Source organism: Paenibacillus sp. FSL K6-1096 (assembly GCF_037977055.1).
Lineage (GTDB): Bacteria > Bacillota > Bacilli > Paenibacillales > Paenibacillaceae > Paenibacillus_AQ.
Genome location: NZ_CP150274.1, coordinates 2,269,023 through 2,285,628 on the forward strand (window position 1 = coordinate 2,269,023; position 16,606 = coordinate 2,285,628).

15 protein-coding genes are annotated in these 16,606 nt (G+C 57.4%); 2 read left to right on the forward strand and 13 right to left on the reverse strand.

The annotated features are described in order from the left end of the window. Positions 1–86: 86 nt before the first annotated feature. The 8 genes from MHI24_RS09910 to MHI24_RS09945 all read right to left on the reverse strand — a co-directional run bounded on the left by MHI24_RS09910 (position 87) and on the right by MHI24_RS09945 (position 8,565). Positions 87–923, reverse strand: coding sequence for an aldo/keto reductase (locus MHI24_RS09910; RefSeq protein WP_340025461.1), 837 nt, complete (start codon positions 921–923; stop codon positions 87–89). A gap of 156 nt (positions 924–1,079) precedes the next feature. Next, on the reverse strand, positions 1,080–1,538 hold the full coding sequence (locus MHI24_RS09915; protein WP_340025462.1) for a cupin domain-containing protein: 459 nt from the start codon (positions 1,536–1,538) through the stop codon (positions 1,080–1,082). 143 nt (positions 1,539–1,681) lie between these two features. After that, the gene (locus MHI24_RS09920; protein WP_340025463.1) at positions 1,682–2,617 is read right to left on the reverse strand and encodes an SPFH domain-containing protein; all 936 of its coding nucleotides are present in this window, start codon (positions 2,615–2,617) and stop codon (positions 1,682–1,684) included. Next, a complete protein-coding gene (locus tag MHI24_RS09925; RefSeq protein ID WP_340025464.1) occupies positions 2,617–3,051 on the reverse strand; it encodes an NfeD family protein in 435 nt (144 codons plus the stop codon). The genes MHI24_RS09920 and MHI24_RS09925 overlap by 1 nt, the downstream gene beginning before the upstream one ends. Before the next feature lie 327 nt (positions 3,052–3,378). Continuing rightward, on the reverse strand, positions 3,379–5,304 hold the full coding sequence (locus tag MHI24_RS09930) for a glycosyl hydrolase family 18 protein (protein ID WP_340025465.1): 1,926 nt from the start codon (positions 5,302–5,304) through the stop codon (positions 3,379–3,381). 563 nt (positions 5,305–5,867) lie between these two features. Further along, entirely contained in the window at positions 5,868–6,509 is a 642-nt protein-coding gene (locus tag MHI24_RS09935; RefSeq protein WP_340025466.1) for an XTP/dITP diphosphatase, read from the reverse strand. Position 6,510: 1 nt separating this feature from the next. Continuing rightward, positions 6,511–7,269 (reverse strand): ribonuclease PH, encoded by a 759-nt coding sequence (rph, locus tag MHI24_RS09940; protein WP_340025468.1) that lies wholly within the window; start codon positions 7,267–7,269, stop codon positions 6,511–6,513. A gap of 174 nt (positions 7,270–7,443) precedes the next feature. Further along, positions 7,444–8,565 carry a GerMN domain-containing protein gene (locus tag MHI24_RS09945; protein ID WP_340025469.1) on the reverse strand — a complete coding sequence of 374 codons (1,122 nt, stop codon included), beginning with the start codon at positions 8,563–8,565 and terminating at the stop codon, positions 7,444–7,446. A gap of 248 nt (positions 8,566–8,813) precedes the next feature. On the opposite strand from MHI24_RS09945, the gene MHI24_RS09950 reads away from it, so the two are divergent. Both MHI24_RS09950 and MHI24_RS09955 read left to right on the forward strand, forming a co-directional pair. Continuing rightward, positions 8,814–9,413: a phosphatidylglycerophosphatase A gene (locus tag MHI24_RS09950; RefSeq protein ID WP_340025470.1), complete on the forward strand. Its 600-nt coding sequence runs from the start codon at positions 8,814–8,816 to the stop codon at positions 9,411–9,413. Positions 9,414–9,452: 39 nt separating this feature from the next. Further along, entirely contained in the window at positions 9,453–10,286 is an 834-nt protein-coding gene (locus MHI24_RS09955) for a hypothetical protein (RefSeq protein WP_340025471.1), read from the forward strand. A gap of 424 nt (positions 10,287–10,710) precedes the next feature. Here MHI24_RS09955 and MHI24_RS09960 read toward each other — a convergent pair whose 3' ends face one another. The 5 genes from MHI24_RS09960 to MHI24_RS09980 form a co-directional block, all read right to left on the reverse strand. Further along, complete coding sequence (locus MHI24_RS09960; RefSeq protein ID WP_340025472.1) at positions 10,711–11,706, reverse strand: MBL fold metallo-hydrolase; 996 nt, start codon at positions 11,704–11,706, stop codon at positions 10,711–10,713. 40 nt (positions 11,707–11,746) lie between these two features. Continuing rightward, the gene (locus tag MHI24_RS09965; RefSeq protein ID WP_340025473.1) at positions 11,747–12,484 is read right to left on the reverse strand and encodes a class I SAM-dependent methyltransferase; all 738 of its coding nucleotides are present in this window, start codon (positions 12,482–12,484) and stop codon (positions 11,747–11,749) included. 207 nt (positions 12,485–12,691) lie between these two features. Further along, a complete protein-coding gene (locus MHI24_RS09970) occupies positions 12,692–14,395 on the reverse strand; it encodes an alpha-glucosidase (protein WP_340025474.1) in 1,704 nt (567 codons plus the stop codon). 291 nt (positions 14,396–14,686) lie between these two features. Further along, positions 14,687–15,829 (reverse strand): homocysteine methyltransferase, encoded by a 1,143-nt coding sequence (locus MHI24_RS09975; RefSeq protein ID WP_340025476.1) that lies wholly within the window; start codon positions 15,827–15,829, stop codon positions 14,687–14,689. Beyond that, positions 15,826–16,578 (reverse strand): HesA/MoeB/ThiF family protein, encoded by a 753-nt coding sequence (locus MHI24_RS09980; protein ID WP_340025477.1) that lies wholly within the window; start codon positions 16,576–16,578, stop codon positions 15,826–15,828. The genes MHI24_RS09975 and MHI24_RS09980 overlap by 4 nt, the downstream gene beginning before the upstream one ends. Positions 16,579–16,606 lie beyond the last annotated feature (28 nt).

Sequence of the window (16,606 nt, forward strand, 5' to 3'; positions counted from 1 at the left end):
TACCCGCTGACGCCGAATGCAAAAGAGCAGCCCCAGGAAAGGGACTGCTCTTTGCAGCTGTAGCGTATAATGCTCAATCTGTCAGCTCAGAAGTTGAAATTATCCGGGTCCGGGCCGAAGCGGCGGTTCTGGTTCAGATTCTCGATCGCCTTAACGTCGTCATCACTTAACGTGAAGTCGAAGAATCCGGCATTCTCGATGATCCGCTCCTTATGGACAGACTTAGGAATCGTAATGACGCCCTGCTGCAGATCCCAGCGCAGGACAATCTGCGCCGGCGTCTTGCCGTACCGCTCCGCCAGCTCCTTCAGCAGCGGAAGCTCCAGATTGCCCTGCATCAGCGGGCTCCAGGCTTCGAGCTGGATGTCATGCTCCTGCGTGTATTTCAGCAGCTCGCGCTGGGTCAGCAGCGGATGGAATTCCACCTGATCCACCACCGGCACCACACCGCTGTCCTCGATGATATCCTGCAGATGATGAATCTGGAAATTGCTGACGCCGATCGATTTGACCAGGCCTTCCTTTTGCAGATGGATCAGCGCTTTCCAGGTATCTTTATATTTGCCGGCCACCGGCCAGTGAATCAGATACAGATCGACCTGCTCCAGGCCCAGCTTCTTCCGGCTCGTCTCAAACGCCTTCAAGGTTGATTCGTAGCCCTGATCCGGATTGCGGACCTTCGTGGTAATGAACAGCTCTTCCCGGGGGACTCCGCATTCACGGATCGCTTGTCCAACGCCCTCTTCATTGTTGTAGCCGGCAGCCGTATCAATACTGCGGTATCCGGTCTCCACTGCGGACTTCACGGCAGAGATGACCTCATCGCCGTCCTTGGCCTGCCAGACCCCCAGCCCCAGCCATGGCATCGTCTCGCCGTCATTCAACGTAGGGCCGCCTGTAAACGGTGCGTTCCACTCAGTCATATGTTTACCCTCCAAGCCTTATTTTGTTGAGCTTATCACAAGCTTCCTTAACCGCATTACCGTATGTATAATCATCCAAATGCAGAATCAATATACCAGATTGTACATGAAAATGGAGTACAGCCCGTCCTCAGGCTCTACTCCATCCCATTGCGCTTATTTCTTCTCGATCAGCTTGAAATCGTCAAAATGGAACTCCGGCGATACAATGCAGGACACCAGCGCCGGCTCTTCGCCAAGCGGACGGGCCGCCTGCCATATGCCCGGAGGAATCACGACCTGCGGCTGCTGCCCGGCAGCAATATCCAGGCCCAGGATCACCTCGGTGACATTCTCAGGCTCGGCCCCGTTGCCTCCAAGACTGAGCACAATCGGGCTGCCGGAATGATACAGCCAGATCTCGGAGGACACAACCGTGTGCCAGTCCGAGGTCTCACCCGCATGAAGCAGGAAATAAATCGAGGAAGCGGAGGCACGCGGTCCTGAATAGGCTTCTCCCAATGTCTCCTGCGGAATCTCAAAGGGGGCATTCCACAGTCGCTTGTACCATCCGCCCTCCACGTGGGGCTGCAGCCCCAACTGGTCTACGAGCGGGGAAATTTCTTTTTGCGTCACGGTATCTTCTCCTTCAGGTTCTGCACGGCGGCAAAACGTTCTACATAAGCCAAGGCTTAAGAGGCGGGAGTGCCTTCTAAGCCTTGGCCTGATTGTACTATTAACTCTAACGGATCATGCAGCAATTGTAAATTGCCGTATACTTATTTGCCGTCCTTGCCGGCCTTGAATACTTCGGAGATCGCTCCCAGACTGCCCAGCGTTTCAACCGCACTGGTTGGCAGGAACACCTTGTTCGCCGGCCCCTTGGAGATGTCAGTCAAGGCCTCAAAGGACTGATATGCCAGCACCCGCTCATCCAGTCCGGCAGAGGCAATCATAGCAATCCGGCTCTTCTCGGCTTCCGCAACCGCTTCGATCGCCTTGGCCTGCCCGAGCGCCTCCAGCTCCTGCGCCTGACGCTGACCTTCCGCCTGACGGATACGGGCTTCCTTATCCCCTTCCGCCTTCAGGATCTTACTCTGCTTATCCCCTTCTGCGCGCAGGATCATATCCTGCTTGGCAGCTTCGGCCTCCAGGACAATTGCACGCTTGCTGCGCTCTGCCTTCATCTGTTTGTCCATGGCTTCCTGGATATCCAGCGGCGGCTTGATGTCGATGACTTCGACACGCTCAATGCGCACGCCCCACTTCTCTGTCGCTTCATCCAGCGCGAGACGGATGTCGGAGGAGATTTTCTCACGGCCGGACAAGGTCTCATCCAGCTCCAGCTTACCGATAATCTGACGCATGGTGGCTGTGGAGATATTCCGTACCCCATACACATAATCGGAGATACCGTACGTTGCTTCTTCCGGTCCAACGACCTGATAGAAGATAATCGTGTCAATCTGCACCTGTACGTTATCCTTCGTGATTACGGTCTGCGGCGGTACATTCGCCTGTTGAATCCGCAGGTCATGATAGACCCGGATCTGATCAATTACCGGAATCAGTACATTCAGGCCTGGTGTGAGCAGACGGTTGAATTTCCCCAGTCGCTCAACAACCCCTACTCTTTGCTGCGGGACAATCTTGATTGTCATTGCGATAAATACTACGACGACCACAATAATAATTCCGATAATCACCAATTCCATTAGTACATATCCCCCCATCGTTCTACTTCAATAATGGTCGTGCCTCTTCTTACCACAATCACTTGCTGCCCCTTGCCGAGTGCCACTGTAGAGGTTGCAGTCCATGTATCGCCGCCGACCTTGACCTGCCCGTAACGGCCGGGCTCAATCGGTTCGGTCACCAGACCCTGCCGCCCGATGATCTCGGTCCCGGTATCCTTGAAGCCCCGTGAATGGCGCAGCCGCTCCGACAAGGGCTTGGTGAAGAACGTCAGGACCAGGGCCACCAGCGAGCCCGCTATGACCTGCAGCAGCCAGGCATCCGGAAGCACAAGCGCAACCACTCCGGCAGCCAGGGCTCCCAGGCTAAGCCATAACAAATAGAATGTAAACGTAAACATCTCTACAACAAACAAGGCGCCAGCGGCAATCAACCACATCACCCACATACTCATCGGTGAACCCACCACCTTCCGCTATATACTACTATAACGAAATATTCGGCTTCACGTTTCATAAAATATTTTCCGGAAAGCAACTGTCCGCCTCTACATTATATTTCAGCGGGAGGCCGCTTATTCAAGCCGTGATATTTCGGCAGGGTGAAACAGGGCCAGCTATGTACCACATACTTGTATTTAACCAGAAAGAACACGGATCGAAGCGGGCTGCCCTCCATTTCCTGTAACCAGGCGCGGAAAAAACGGCGCCCTCTCCAGGAAGGCACCGTTTCTGTATGAGTCCATGAATTAAGGCTGAAGCGCTGCTGTCCAGCCACCTGTTCAGTTCAGCTTCCAGAGTGCAGGTGTGACCGCCGGCTCCCACCCGGCCAGCGCGGTGTGGGCCTGCAGGCAGGTGTACAGCTTGCCGCTGTAACTGACCACACTGCCGACGCTATAGGCGGTTCCCGCTGTCCAGGCGGCTGCGCCCGGAGTTGCGGAAGGGGTTGGCGTTACTGCCGGTGTATTCGTAGGCTGCACTGTCGGCGATACGGTCGGGCTTGGCGTCGGGGACGGAGTCACGGTAGGCTGCGGTGTTGCATTGCCGCAGGTGCCGGTGACCCGCCATACCCCGAAGGCGCCGCTGAGATCCGGCCGGTCCCCTTGCGTCCACCACTGGGCCTGATAGATCAGCCCTCCATAGGAGACCTGCTGCCCCTGCGTATAGACTGCGGTTGAACTCCACGCGGCGACCGTACATTGCCCCGGTGTCGCGGTCGGGGTAGCTGTAGCAGTCGGCGTGGCCGATGGCTTCACCGTCGCGGTTGGTGTAGCGGCCGGCGTGGCCGACGGCTTCACCGTTGCGGTTGGCGTAGCTGTCGCACTCGGCGCCGGTGTTGGTGTCGGCGTTACCACTCCGCCGCTCAGCTCCGAGCTGAGCTTGGTCTGCAGGGTTTTGTTGCGGTCGCCGCTCGTTTCCCAGAACATGGCCCCGGCCAGGCCCTTGCTTTTAACATAGCTGGCCTTGTAGCCAATGGATTCGGCATCGTCATAGCTGATAAAAGTCTGATTAGAAGCGTTATAGAGATAAGGCACCTTGGACGTGTTGTTCCAATAACGGGTGTAGCCGTTCTTATTGATATAATTGGCTTCCAGATCGCTGAAGTCGTAGTTGCCCTTCTCCCAGGTTCCGGTCTGGGAGATGCCGGCGGACACCTGATACTGCCCGTTGCCCGCAGCGGGCGCGCCTCCCCAGCCCCGGCCGTAGAACGGCATTCCAAGCACCAGCTTGCTTGCCGGTACGCCTGCACTGAGATAGCTGGTGACCGCCTTGTCGACATTGTAATTCGCCGGCTCGGTCAGTCCTGAGGAGGCTGCAGCCGGATCATAATACAGCGGTGCATTATGGCCGGTGGTGGGATTCCAGGAGCCGTTGAAGTCATAGGTCATAATGTTGATCCAGTCCACCACGGAGGCGATTCCGCTAAGATTGTTATTCTGGATGTAGGTGGGGCCGGCGCCGGAGGCGATGGTCAGCAGATAGGTTTTGCCGTCGGCTGCTCCGGCTGCATTCAGCTTCTCGCGGATTTTCTGGAGCAGCAGGACATAGTTCTGCTTATCCTCCGGGCGGTAGCTGTTGCCGGCAAGTCCGCCACTCACCGGGTATTCCCAGTCCAGATCCACGCCGTCCATCTTGTATTTGCGGATGAAATCCACCGAGGAATTGGCGAACACCTCGCGGGTCGCTGCGGTCGCGGCCACGTCCGAGAAGCGGTTCGACCACGTCCAGCCCCCGACGGAGATCATCGTCTTGAGATTCGGATTCTTCTCCTTTAGCTTCCACAGCTGCTTCAGATTCCCCTTGATGGGATCATCCCATTTGTCATCGCCGAAGCTCTTCTGGGCATCAATCCATGGATCGCCCAGCACAACCGTGCCGTTCGGTACGCTGATCGCCTGTCCCTGCTCGTTCTGGCAGGACCAGGTGACCGGATTAGGCCCGGTCGGGTCCGGATTGCCGTGGATGCCGTTCCAGCAAATGTCTGCAAAAGCGTAGTTGATGACATTCATTTTGCTGGTATCGATATCCGTTACATTATAAGCCCGCCCGTAAGCGGCCCATGAGGCATAATAACCGACAATCTTGTAATCGCCTGCTGCATTAGCAGTCTTGCCGTTTGGACCAACCGCCGATATAAGAGTAAGGATCAGGACTGCCGCCAAGCCAAGCACAAAGCTTTTACGGAATTTGCTTGTGATAAAGGCCATTTCGTATATTACCTCCCCGGTTCTATGCGTAACCTGCATACCTGCCTCTTGCCGCATGTGCTCTGCCGTTGCCACCCCTCATGGGGATGAAGCGCTCACCTCCCGGACCGGATTGACCTTCACCCTGTGAAACTATTTAATTGACAAAGACTTGATAATAGAGCTACAACAATCCAATAACGCAGCGCAAACGGCACACGGACAGACTATTGCCCCGCTGCAAATCTGTTTCGAATATATAACCTGCAGTTGCTTATGGATGGATAACTTCTGCTGATACCAGCGCTGGTGCAGTAAGTTTTGCAGAATTCAGTTAAGCCGCCTGTGTCATGCAAAACTTGTGGAAGGCATTCATTAGTGGAAGGATGCGGATGATGCGAAGGGGTGAAGTCACTCTTATTCTCATACAAAGGTTGCGGAATTGCTAGGGGGAGATTTCCATAATCAGGGGATAATATTATCTTGTGCAGTCATAATGTAATGCTGATATCCCCTGATGCTTTCAAAAAAAAGAGGATACCCCGCAAACTTCAGGCATCCTCTCTTCTGTATTCCCTATGCAACTAGGCGTCTCCGCCCTGTGCAGCTGCCAGCTTCTCGGTCAGCAGGCGGAGCGCCGCTCCCCGGTGGCTGATCACCTGCTTCTCCTCCAGCGTCAGCTCAGCCATTGTCTTCTCATACTCCGGGAGATAGAACAGCGGGTCATAGCCGAACCCGGCCCCGCCCGCAGGCTCCGAGGTAATCCAGCCTTCAACCGTTCCCTCCGCCGTCCACTCGCGGCCGTCATCCGGGTCATACAGCGACAGGGCGCAGACGAACCGGGCGGGACTCAGCAGCGGCTGGTCCGTATCCTCTCCCTGCTTCAGCCGCTCCAGCTCGCTCAGCAGCTTCAGATTATTCGCCTCATCATCCGCAGCCTCTCCGGCATAGCGGGCCGAATACACACCCGGTCTTCCGTCCAGTGCCTCCACGCACAGGCCGGAATCATCCGCAAGCACCGGCAGCCCGAGGGCATCGCCTACGGCGCGGGATTTTTTGAAGGCATTCTCGGCAAAGGTCGTCCCGTCCTCGACCACATCCGGGAGGGAGGGGTAGTCGAACATGCTCTTAACCGTCAGTCCCAGCGGAGCGAAGGCGTGCTGGAATTCGCGCACCTTCCCCCGGTTCTTCGTCGCAACAATCAGAATACCGCTGCCGGATTTCATCCTACACCTCCTGGCCGGTGAGGCCGGAAGGGATTTTGAGCGCAATGGCCCCCAGCACTTCCTTCTGCACCGCGATCAGCTCATGAATCCCCTTCTCGCCGAGGCCCAGCAGCTCGTCCAGCTCCTGGCGGGTGAACGGCCGCTCCTCACCGGTTCCCTGCAGCTCCACCAGAGCACCGTTTCCTGTCATGACCACATTCATATCGACCTTCGCCTTGGAATCCTCTTCATAATTAAGATCCAGCAGCGTCTTGTCCCCGACGACACCCACGCTAATCGCCGCAAGATAGTCTGTAATCGGGAACACGGTCAGCTTATTCTGGAGCGCAAGCTTGTTCATCGCAAAGGCCATAGCGACAAAAGCGCCTGTAATTGAAGCCGTCCGCGTTCCACCGTCCGCCTGGATCACATCACAGTCCAGCGTAATGCTGCGCTCGCCGAGCGCCTGCAGATTCACCACCGAACGCAGAGCCCGTCCGATCAGACGCTGGATCTCCATGGTCCGTCCGGTCAGCTTGCCGCGTGCTGCTTCCCGCTGGTTGCGGGTCTGGGTCGCCCGTGGCAGCATCGAGTATTCGGCGGTTACCCAGCCCTTGCCCTGCCCCTTCAGGAATGGCGGCACCTTCTCATCCACGGTTGCTGTACAGATGACCTTGGTATCCCCCATCTCAATCAGGACGGAGCCCTCTGCATATTTGTTCGTCTGTGTGGTTATCGTCAGCGGCCGAAGCTGGTCTTCGTTGCGTCCGTTTGATCTCATCTGTCTGCCTCCTACATTGTATAGCGCGATATACGCAGAAGCGGGTGCCGCCCTCCAGGTAAGAAGAGAACGGCACCGCTGCTCCTGACACGCTATTCGGATAAATAATACTTTATTCTATCAAAGAGTAGGCAATAAAGCATCTTTTTAAACCCCGGACCTGATTCTCCAGCACTACAGCGGCAGCTCGTTCACATACTCCGGTGCTGAAACCGGCTGTCCGTAGTCGATGTTGTTGGTGCCCTTGACCGTCTCTTTGCCGTTCAGGCGGATCTGCACCAGCGAATCGTCCGTATTCTGGGCCACCGTCAGCACGACCGATTCCAGCATCTCCTCGGGAATGCTTGTGCTGCCTTCGAACATATCATCCTTCAGCGATACGGTAACGACCCCGTTCTGCCCCGCATTGATGGAATCCACCACCGTTCCCTGCGTCATGACCATCTCCAGGCCGTTCTCCGACTGCGGTCCGGCAATCAGCTCGCTGAGGGCGGCCTTCACCCTGTCTCCGCCTGCGGGTACAAAACGCGTAACCGGAACATAATACTGATGCTTCCCATCCGGCGAAGCTGCTGCGAAATAGACCGTCACGGCACTGGAATTCATCATCAGCGCGTTGTGCTTGGACAGGTTGATGCCCATCGTCCGGGTCAGCGGCCGGTCCAGCGGAGTGCCCTGCAGCGGCATTTCGGTAAGCTTGCGGCCATCGACCCAGAGCTGAACGCCCTTGATGTCATCCTGCCCGGTCAGTGTCCAGGTGAGCGCTTCGAGAATTTTGCGTTCATCTGCGGGATCATAGTCTGTAAAAGCCGAGTTAAACTCCACAATCGCCACCTGATCCTGGCCGACCGACACTTGCTTCACTTCTGTTCCGGCGGGCAGTACGCCCTGGAAGCCCTCCGGCAGCGCCTTGGCGTAGTCTCCCTTGCTGACCAGCGCCGTAAGCGAATCCTTCAGCATCGCCTGGTCTCCCGCTTGCGGAAGTGCCAGCGACACCGGAGCCAGCAGGCCGTTCTGATCCTCCAGGTACACGGTGGTCCGCTCCCCGGACTCAGCCGCGGCTCCCTCATCCTTCACTTCCGCCGCTGTCTGCTCTTCATCCTGGGAGACCGGCCCGAACACTCCGGTATCTGCTGTGCTCTCGCCGCTGACCTGCAGCATTTGCGCTTCCACTTCAGCCGGAGGCGGGTCGACAGCAGCCGATTCCGAGCCGAACAGACTGCAGCCGGACAGCATCAGAGGTACAGCCAGCAGGCAAGCCGCGGAGATTCCGCGGATATGTTTCACAGGTTTCATCAATCTTCATTACCCCTTTCAAGGCTAGGATCAGTTTGTACTGCTATGTATACGAGCCCTGTGTCCAAAAAATAACAACAGCTTATCCTAAATTACAGAAGGGTTGTCCGGTTGCTTAGTGTGCCCCTGTCTGACAGCGGAAGCTCAGCCTGACCCGCGCTTCTGGACATCAGTCTGCCGCTTGCGTACAATTTAGTACATACCGGTATCTAAGCGATCATAACCCACTCACAAATGGAGGACTTCACATGACCGATGCCAAAATTCCTTACAGCCTCAACAGCAAAGCCGTTGCCGAAGCCACCCGTTACTGGCTGCACAAGCGCGGGGTAACCCTGGAGGAGATCGCCGAGCTTGTCATGCTGCTGCAGAAGAAGTACTATCCGAACCTGACCATGGAAGAGTGTATTCACAACGTGGAGATGGTGCTCAGCAAGCGTGAGGTGCAGAATGCGGTGCTGACCGGCATCCAGCTGGATGTCCTGGCCGAAGAGGGCAAGCTGTTCGGCCCGCTCCAGGATATGATAGAGAATGACGAAGGCTTGTACGGCGTGGATGAGATTCTCGCCTTCTCCATCGTGAACGTATACGGCAGTATCGGCTTCACCAACTACGGCTACGTGGACAAGCTGAAGCCGGGCGTGCTGGAGAGGCTGAATGACAAGTCTACCGGCGAGGTGCACACGTATCTGGACGATATCGTCGGTGCCGTGGCCGCAGCCGCGAGCAGCCGGATTGCCCACCGCAAGCAGGCGGAACGTGAGCAGGAGCTCGGCCAGCCCCATGCCCCGGAGGATGTGGAGGAGGCCGCGCGCCATAGTGCACCGGAGGACACGGAACCGGAATAAGACGATTCATCATATTCAGTAGAGGGGTGCGTAGTACGCATGAGCTATTCGTTCGTAGTGGAGCCTTTGGCTATCCAGGATTTTGAGAGTGAAGACGAGCTGATTGAACGGTGCAAGGAATGGAATCTGCTGTCCGGGTCTGCGACCCGGCCTAAGACCTATCAGTATAAGCGCCAGGGCCTGTCCCTGCCTTGCGAGATAGTGGGCTACGTAGATAATCAGACCGTGGTCATCCAGTTCGAGAACAAGCAGCACCACTGCATTCACCCGGCCTACCTGAAGGAAATGCAGACGGCCAGCTTCGGGCAGCGCGGGTTCTCGGCAACCGAGGCGAAGACGGAGGAGGCTCTGGAAGAGGGCGGAGAGATTACCGAGGCGGAGGAGGCTTCCGGTGAGGGGGCTTTGCTGGATGCGGATGCTGTTGGCGGAGATGGACTCGGGGAGAGTGGAGTTGCTGAAGTAGCGGAGAGCGAAGGGAGCGAAGCTGGAGCAGGAAGTGCAGCTTCTGCGAAGCAGACTGCTCCTGAGAGCAAGCCGGCGAAGCCAGCCGCCAAGAAAAAAGCAGCCGTGCAGCTCCCGGAAGACAAGCTCAAGATCACCGCAGTCGTCAAGGAGTTCACCACCGTGCCCAACCATTTCTCGGATAACGACGACGAAGTTATCATTTATGAAGGGATTACCATCGAGGGCCATGATCTGCCGATCGAAGAGGTCTGGTCCAGCCATAGCGCTACGCTGAAGAAGCTGGAGCTGAAGGAGGGCGATCGCCTCTCCTGCGAAGCCAAGATCGTAGCCAAGAAGCTCACCCAGCACCCGGTCAAATACAAAATTAACAACCCCTCCAAGCTGCAAGTCATCCCGCCGGAAGGCTAGGAACGCCGGATGGATCTGAGGTAAGGGATAGCAAATATAGGGCCGCCAAGCATGGACTAGTTGTCTATGCTTTGGCGGCCCTATCTACGCTCCCCGGCCGGATTCAGGTGCACTTGTGCTCCTCATTTCCGCTGCCCCCCTTGCACCTCATCTCATCATCGTTACGCAGACGGACAGAGAGGACGCTATTTAGTTGAAAAGGACTCTTTATATGCCTGCTGCGGACTGAGTGCCGTTATCGAGCCATTTGGAGCACAAATTTCAGTAAAGCAGGTTAGTTAAGGGCCTCTGAGTCCGCGCGATATGCAAAAAGAGGCGATTGCACCGAAATAACGTCCTTCCAGTCCGCATTGGTTTGTGGCTGAGTTACGAGCGTGTGGGTTACTTCCGCTGGGATGCAGGTGGTGCTGTTGTTCCAGCCGCCTTACTCTACCGCCGCAAACAGCAGGCCGCCGCCCGCGCCGTCCTCGGTCTCTGCGGCCCGGCCCCGGCGCACCAGCTCCGCCAGGTGCGCCAGCGCTTCGCTCATCGCGAAGCGCATCTGATGCGCCGTTGTGACCCGGCTGCGGAACAACCCCTCGCAGACGGCGAACCCGCTCCGCGGCCCGTCTGCAAGCAGAGCGGCGGCAGCATCCAGCCGCTCCTCATGATGCCGGAGCAGGCTGTCCGCCCGCGCCGTGAAGGCCTGGAACGGTTCCCGGTGGCCCGGGAACGCCAGCGCAACCGTAAGGCTGCGCAGCTCCCGCAGCCCCTCCAGGAACGTCTGCAGCGGCTGCGGATCGCTGCCCGGCTGCAGGCCGACATTGGGCGAGATCTGCGGCAGCACCGCATCGCCGCACAGAATCTGCCCGCTGCCGGCGTGATAGAACGACACATGCCCCGGGGCATGGCCGCCGGTGACGATGGGCTGCCACTTGCGGCTGCCCATCACGAACGGCTCCGCGGCATTCAGATAGGTGACCTCCGGCTGCGGGGTCACCTCCGGCAGGAACTGCTTCAGATGCTCACGGATGCCCGTGAGCCACTCCTCCGGCATCCCGTGACGCCGGAACAAGAGCGGCAGCGCCTCATCGAGAATCGCCCCGCTGCCCCAGGCCAGCCCGGCTTCGGCATGAGCCCGCCCGCTCATCCACACCCGCGCACCGCTGCGGGACTGCAGCCAGCCCGCCAGACCATAATGGTCGGGATGATGATGGGTGACCACGATATCCCGCACCTGGGTCCAGGTCAGGTCCAGCGTCTCCAACACCCCCGCCCAGGCAAGCTCCGCATCCGTTGTATGGGGACCCGGATCAATGACCGTCACCCGGCCGTCCCGGTCCGGCAGAATATAGCTGTTAACCTGGCGCAGCGGCGGCCTCATCGGCACGGATACCTGAATAATGCCGCCCTCCCAGGATCGAATGATCTCCTTGCTCAAGCTGCCCCCGCCTCCTCTAAGTCCTCTTCCCTGCACCATATCAGGGTCTGACTCCCGTAAAAATCATCCGCCGCGACGTCTCCGGATCATAACTGCTCTCGTCATAGCTGCCGTGAACAGCTTCCAGCTTCAGTCCGGCGGCGGCAATCAGGCTGCGGAAATCCTCCAGCGTATACAGCTTCACCCGTTCCTGGTATTTGCGGGCAGGACCGCCGGTTTGCTTTGAGGTCAGCAGAATCTCCTTTTTCACATAACCATCCTCGATCCGGCGGGATTCATCGATTAGGGTATCCCCGTCCTCCCGGACGGAATGAGGGACCAGATGGCTGATTACGTAAGCGGGATTCAGGAAATCAATGATGAACCGGCCACCCGGCTTGAGCATCCGGAAGACCTCCTTCAGCACCTTGACCTGCTCCTCATCCTCCTCGAAATACCCGAAGGACGTAAACAGATTGACTACAGCATCGAAGCCCCCGGCAAGCGGAAGCTCACGCATATCCGAGCGTATCCAGGTAATTCGCTCAGCACCGGCCTGCGTCCGCGCCTCACGCAGCAGCACCTCGGACAAATCGACGCCGGTAACCTCATACCCGGCCTGCGACAGAGCCAGTGAATGGCGGCCCATGCCGCAGCAAAGATCAAGCACCCTGGCGCCCGGAGGCAGGTTCAGCCACTGAATCATACGCTCCACCTCATGGCGCGCGCCGCAGAAATCCCTGTGTCTGTATACGATCAGATAATCCTCGCCAAAGCTCGTTTCATACCACTCACTCATCTCTCGGACTCCCTCCACCGCCTGCTTCACCGCACGGGCTTATCTCTAATAACGCCTATTGTACCGTTTTTTTCCTTAGAAACCTAGCTAAGTCACAGACCTGCAACAGATAAAAGCGAATTCAAACGCAGGCTCCGCAGCACAAACAGCGGCAACCCCGGTCATCCGACCGCGACTGCCGCTCCCCATACCTCTATAGCAAAGCTTCTATGAACCTGTGCTTAAGCGCTGCAAATACACTCTTGCTTCATATGGACGAAGCTTAAGCTGACTCAGATCCTCCTCCCGGGCGGGGGGATAATTGGAGATCAGCAGCTCCAGCTTCTCACCCGGCTGGAAAGAATCCGGCAGCGTGAATACCGGCTCATGCCCGAAGAAATTCAGAATGACGAGCAGGCGCTGATCCTCCAGTGTACGGGAATAGGCATAGATTTCCGGATGGTCCTCCAGCAGCAGCTCATATTCACCGTAGACAATGACCTGATGCTTTTTACGCAGCTGAATCAGCTTCTTGTAGTAATTGTAGATGGAATCCGGGTCCTTGATGCTGCTGGCCGCATTGATCTCGCGGGAATTGGAGTTGACTCTGATCCACGGAACGCCTGTCGTGAACCCGCCTTCGTCGCTGTCATCCCATTGCATCGGTGTGCGGGCGTTGTCCCGGCTTTTCTTATGAATGGCAGCCATAATGTCAGCTTCGGGCACGCCATTCTTCCGCTTCTCCTCATAGTAATTAAGCGTCTCCACATCCCGGTAATCGTCAATCGACTCGAAGGCCACATTCGTCATCCCCAGCTCCTCACCCTGATAGATATAGGGGGTGCCTTCGAGCATGTGGACGAAGGTCGCGAGCATTTTGGCCGAGGGAATGCGGTAGTAGAGATCATCGCCGAACCGCGAGACCGAGCGCGGCTGGTCATGGTTGTTCAGGTAGTTGGCGTTCCAGCCCCGGTTGTGGAGCACGGTCTGCCAGTTGCTGATGATCGCCTTGAGGTCGGCCAGCTTCCAGGGCACCACATCCCACTTCCCGCTGCCCGGCGAAGCCGCATCCAGGTTCATATGCTCGAACTGAAAAGTCATATTCAGCTCGCGCCGCCCGTCCCCGACGTAATCCAGCGCCTGCTCCGGCCCGAGCCCCGAGGTCTCTCCAACCGTCATAATGTCGTAGAAATAGAGCACCTGGTCATGCAGATTCTGCAGCAGGGTATGCACATGGTCCAGGTTCGAGAACATATCGTAAGCCCGCACTGTAGGTGTGCCGGCAGGATTCCGGGCATCCGGGTAGCCTTCCGCCTTCACAATATGGGCAATCGCATCGAAGCGGAAGCCGTCGACCCCCTTCTTCAGCCACCACTGTACCATCTCATGCAGCTTGTCGATGACCGCCGGATTCTCCCAGTTAAGATCAGGCTGGAACCGGGAGTACAGATGCAGATAATACTCATCCGTCCGGGGGTCCAGCTCCCAGACCGAGCCGCTGAAATAGGATTCCCAGTTGTTCGGCGGGCCGCCGTTTTTGCCTTTGCGCCAGATATAATAGTCACGCTTGGGATTGTCCTTCGAGCTTCGCGACTCGATAAACCACGGATGCTCATGCGAGGTATGGTTCAGCACCAGGTCCATCATCAGCTTCATGCCGCGGGAATGCATGTCGCGCAGCAGCTCATCGAAATCCGCCATCGTGCCGAATTCCTTCATAATGTCGCAATAATCGCTGATATCATACCCGTTGTCATGGTTCGGCGATTTATAAATCGGGCAGACCCAGATGACATCCACACCAAGGTCCTGCAGGTAATCAAGCTTCGATATAATGCCGCGCAGATCACCAATCCCGTCACCGTTACTGTCCATGAAGCTGATCGGGTAGATCTGGTACACGACACACTCTTTCCACCATTTGGGGTTCACTTCAGATTCCCTCCGCTCTTCGGTTCCTGTTGTGTAAGATATTTAATATATCTTAACCACACTGGCTGAAGAGAATAACAATTGATGCGAAGAACCCGCTAAACTATCCCCACAAAACAAATAAATTCTTATCTATCAAAAAAGATCAAAAAAGCCGCGCCAGCCCTCCCCAGGAAGGCCGCCGCAGCCGCAGCATTACTATATACACTCGCGCAATCCATCCCGCTATCCGTCTTTCACTCTATCTGCTTATACATCGGCCTTAAACCGGACTACCGCCTTCCATACCGACTACACCGCATTCTGCGCACGCTGCTGCTCCTCCATCAGCCATTGCACCAGCATATACTCCGGCACAGTGCTTTTGGTGGCTTCCGCGTAGGCACGGACCTTCTCCAGCAGGCGGCCGGCTGTCTCGTTACTGACCTCAAGCCCGCGCTGCTCCAGCACATGCGTCACCCCGCCGCTGCCGGAATGCTTGCCGAGCACGAAGCGGTGGGCCCGGCCGACCTCCGCCGGATCGAAGGACTGATAGGTCGCCTGCTCCTTCATCAGCCCGTCCACATGAATACCCGATTCATGGGTAAAGGCAAGCTGCCCCACAATCGGCTTCGCGTCCCCGACATTACGCCTCGAGGCGGCAATGACCTTGTCCGCAAGGCCCTGAAGCAGGTCCAGCCGGACGGCGCACTCCCCGCCGTACAAATAACGCCAGGCCATGGCAACTTCCTCCATGGCCGCATTGCCGGTCCGCTCCCCGATACCGGCTACCGTGGTGCTGGCCCACACCGCCCCGGCGGCGATGCCGCTGAGGGTATTGGCACAGGCCAGCCCGAAATCATTGTGGCAGTGCACCTCCAGTTCCACATCCCCGGGCACTTCCGCCAGCAGCAGGCGTACCCGGTCGGCAATCTGCCCCGGATGATGCACCGAGACGGTATCCGCATAGCGGAACCTGCGGATGCCTTCCTGGTGCAGCGTATTCACCAGTTCGGTCAGGAAGGCCATATCCGCCCGGGAGGCATCCTCCATGCCGACCGACACCGTCATGCCCTGCCGCAGTCCGTATTCCGCTGCACGAAGCAGCTTGTTCAGCCCCTCCCGGGACGACAAGCCCAGCTTGCCCTTCAGCTGAATCCCCGACACCGGCAGGGAGACATGGCTCCAATTCACTCCGGTCGCCTTGGCCTTGTCAATGTCCGCAAGGACCGAACGGTTCCAGGTCATCAGCTTCATGGGCAATCCCAATGAAGCGATGGCCGCGATATCCTCCTGCTCCCGTTTGCCCATGGCAGGAATTCCAATCTCTGCCTGCTCTACTCCGCTCTCCGACAGCAACTTTGCGATTTCCAGCTTTTCCGCCCTCGTGAATGATACCCCGGCCGCCTGTTCACCATCCCTCAGTGTCGTGTCACATAGCTTGAGACGTCTCACGGTTTACCTCCCTCTCCGCAGCAAGCGCAATTCGGATTACGGGCAATACGGACGCTATAACAGGCGAAGTCGAGTGAGCTGAAGCGATGCATTACGCCCGCATAAGTTGTCCCTACCCCTGTAATCCATTTTACGGCCTCCAGCGCGGCCAGACAACCTGCCATGCCGGAGGTTGCGCCGAGAACAGGGAACCCGAGCGGCTCCCACTCCGGCTGCACATCCGGGTACAGGCATTCCAGGCAGGGGGTGAGCCCCGGAATCACCGTGGTGAGCGATATTTCATAACCGTACATCGCCGCCTCTACCATCGGGGTGTCCAGCTCCACACACAGACGGTTCAGCGCATACCGCTCCGGGAAATCGTACCGGGCATCGATCACAATATCCGCCGCCTCTACCCAGGGTGCAGCGGTATGCGGTTCAATTCTGGCATTATGGCCTTCAATCTCCACATGCGGGTTAAGCTGCTTCAGCCGGGCAACCGCCGTACTCATCCGCTCCTGGCCGAGATGCCCGGTATCCATCAGAATCTGACGGTTCAGATCCGGGGGGACAATGACCCCCTCATGAGCCAGAATCAGCCGCCCTACGCCGGCCGCAGCCAGATATAGCGCCGCCGTTCCGCCCAGCCCGCCGACCCCGGCCACCAGGACGGTTGCTTCCTTCAAGGCCTTCTGCCCGTCCTCCCCAAGCAGCTTCAGCTGCCGGGCATACCGCTTCAGCTCCACATCTCCGGCAAGCTGCTCCATTCCAGGCGCCTCCTATACCCAAGAATTC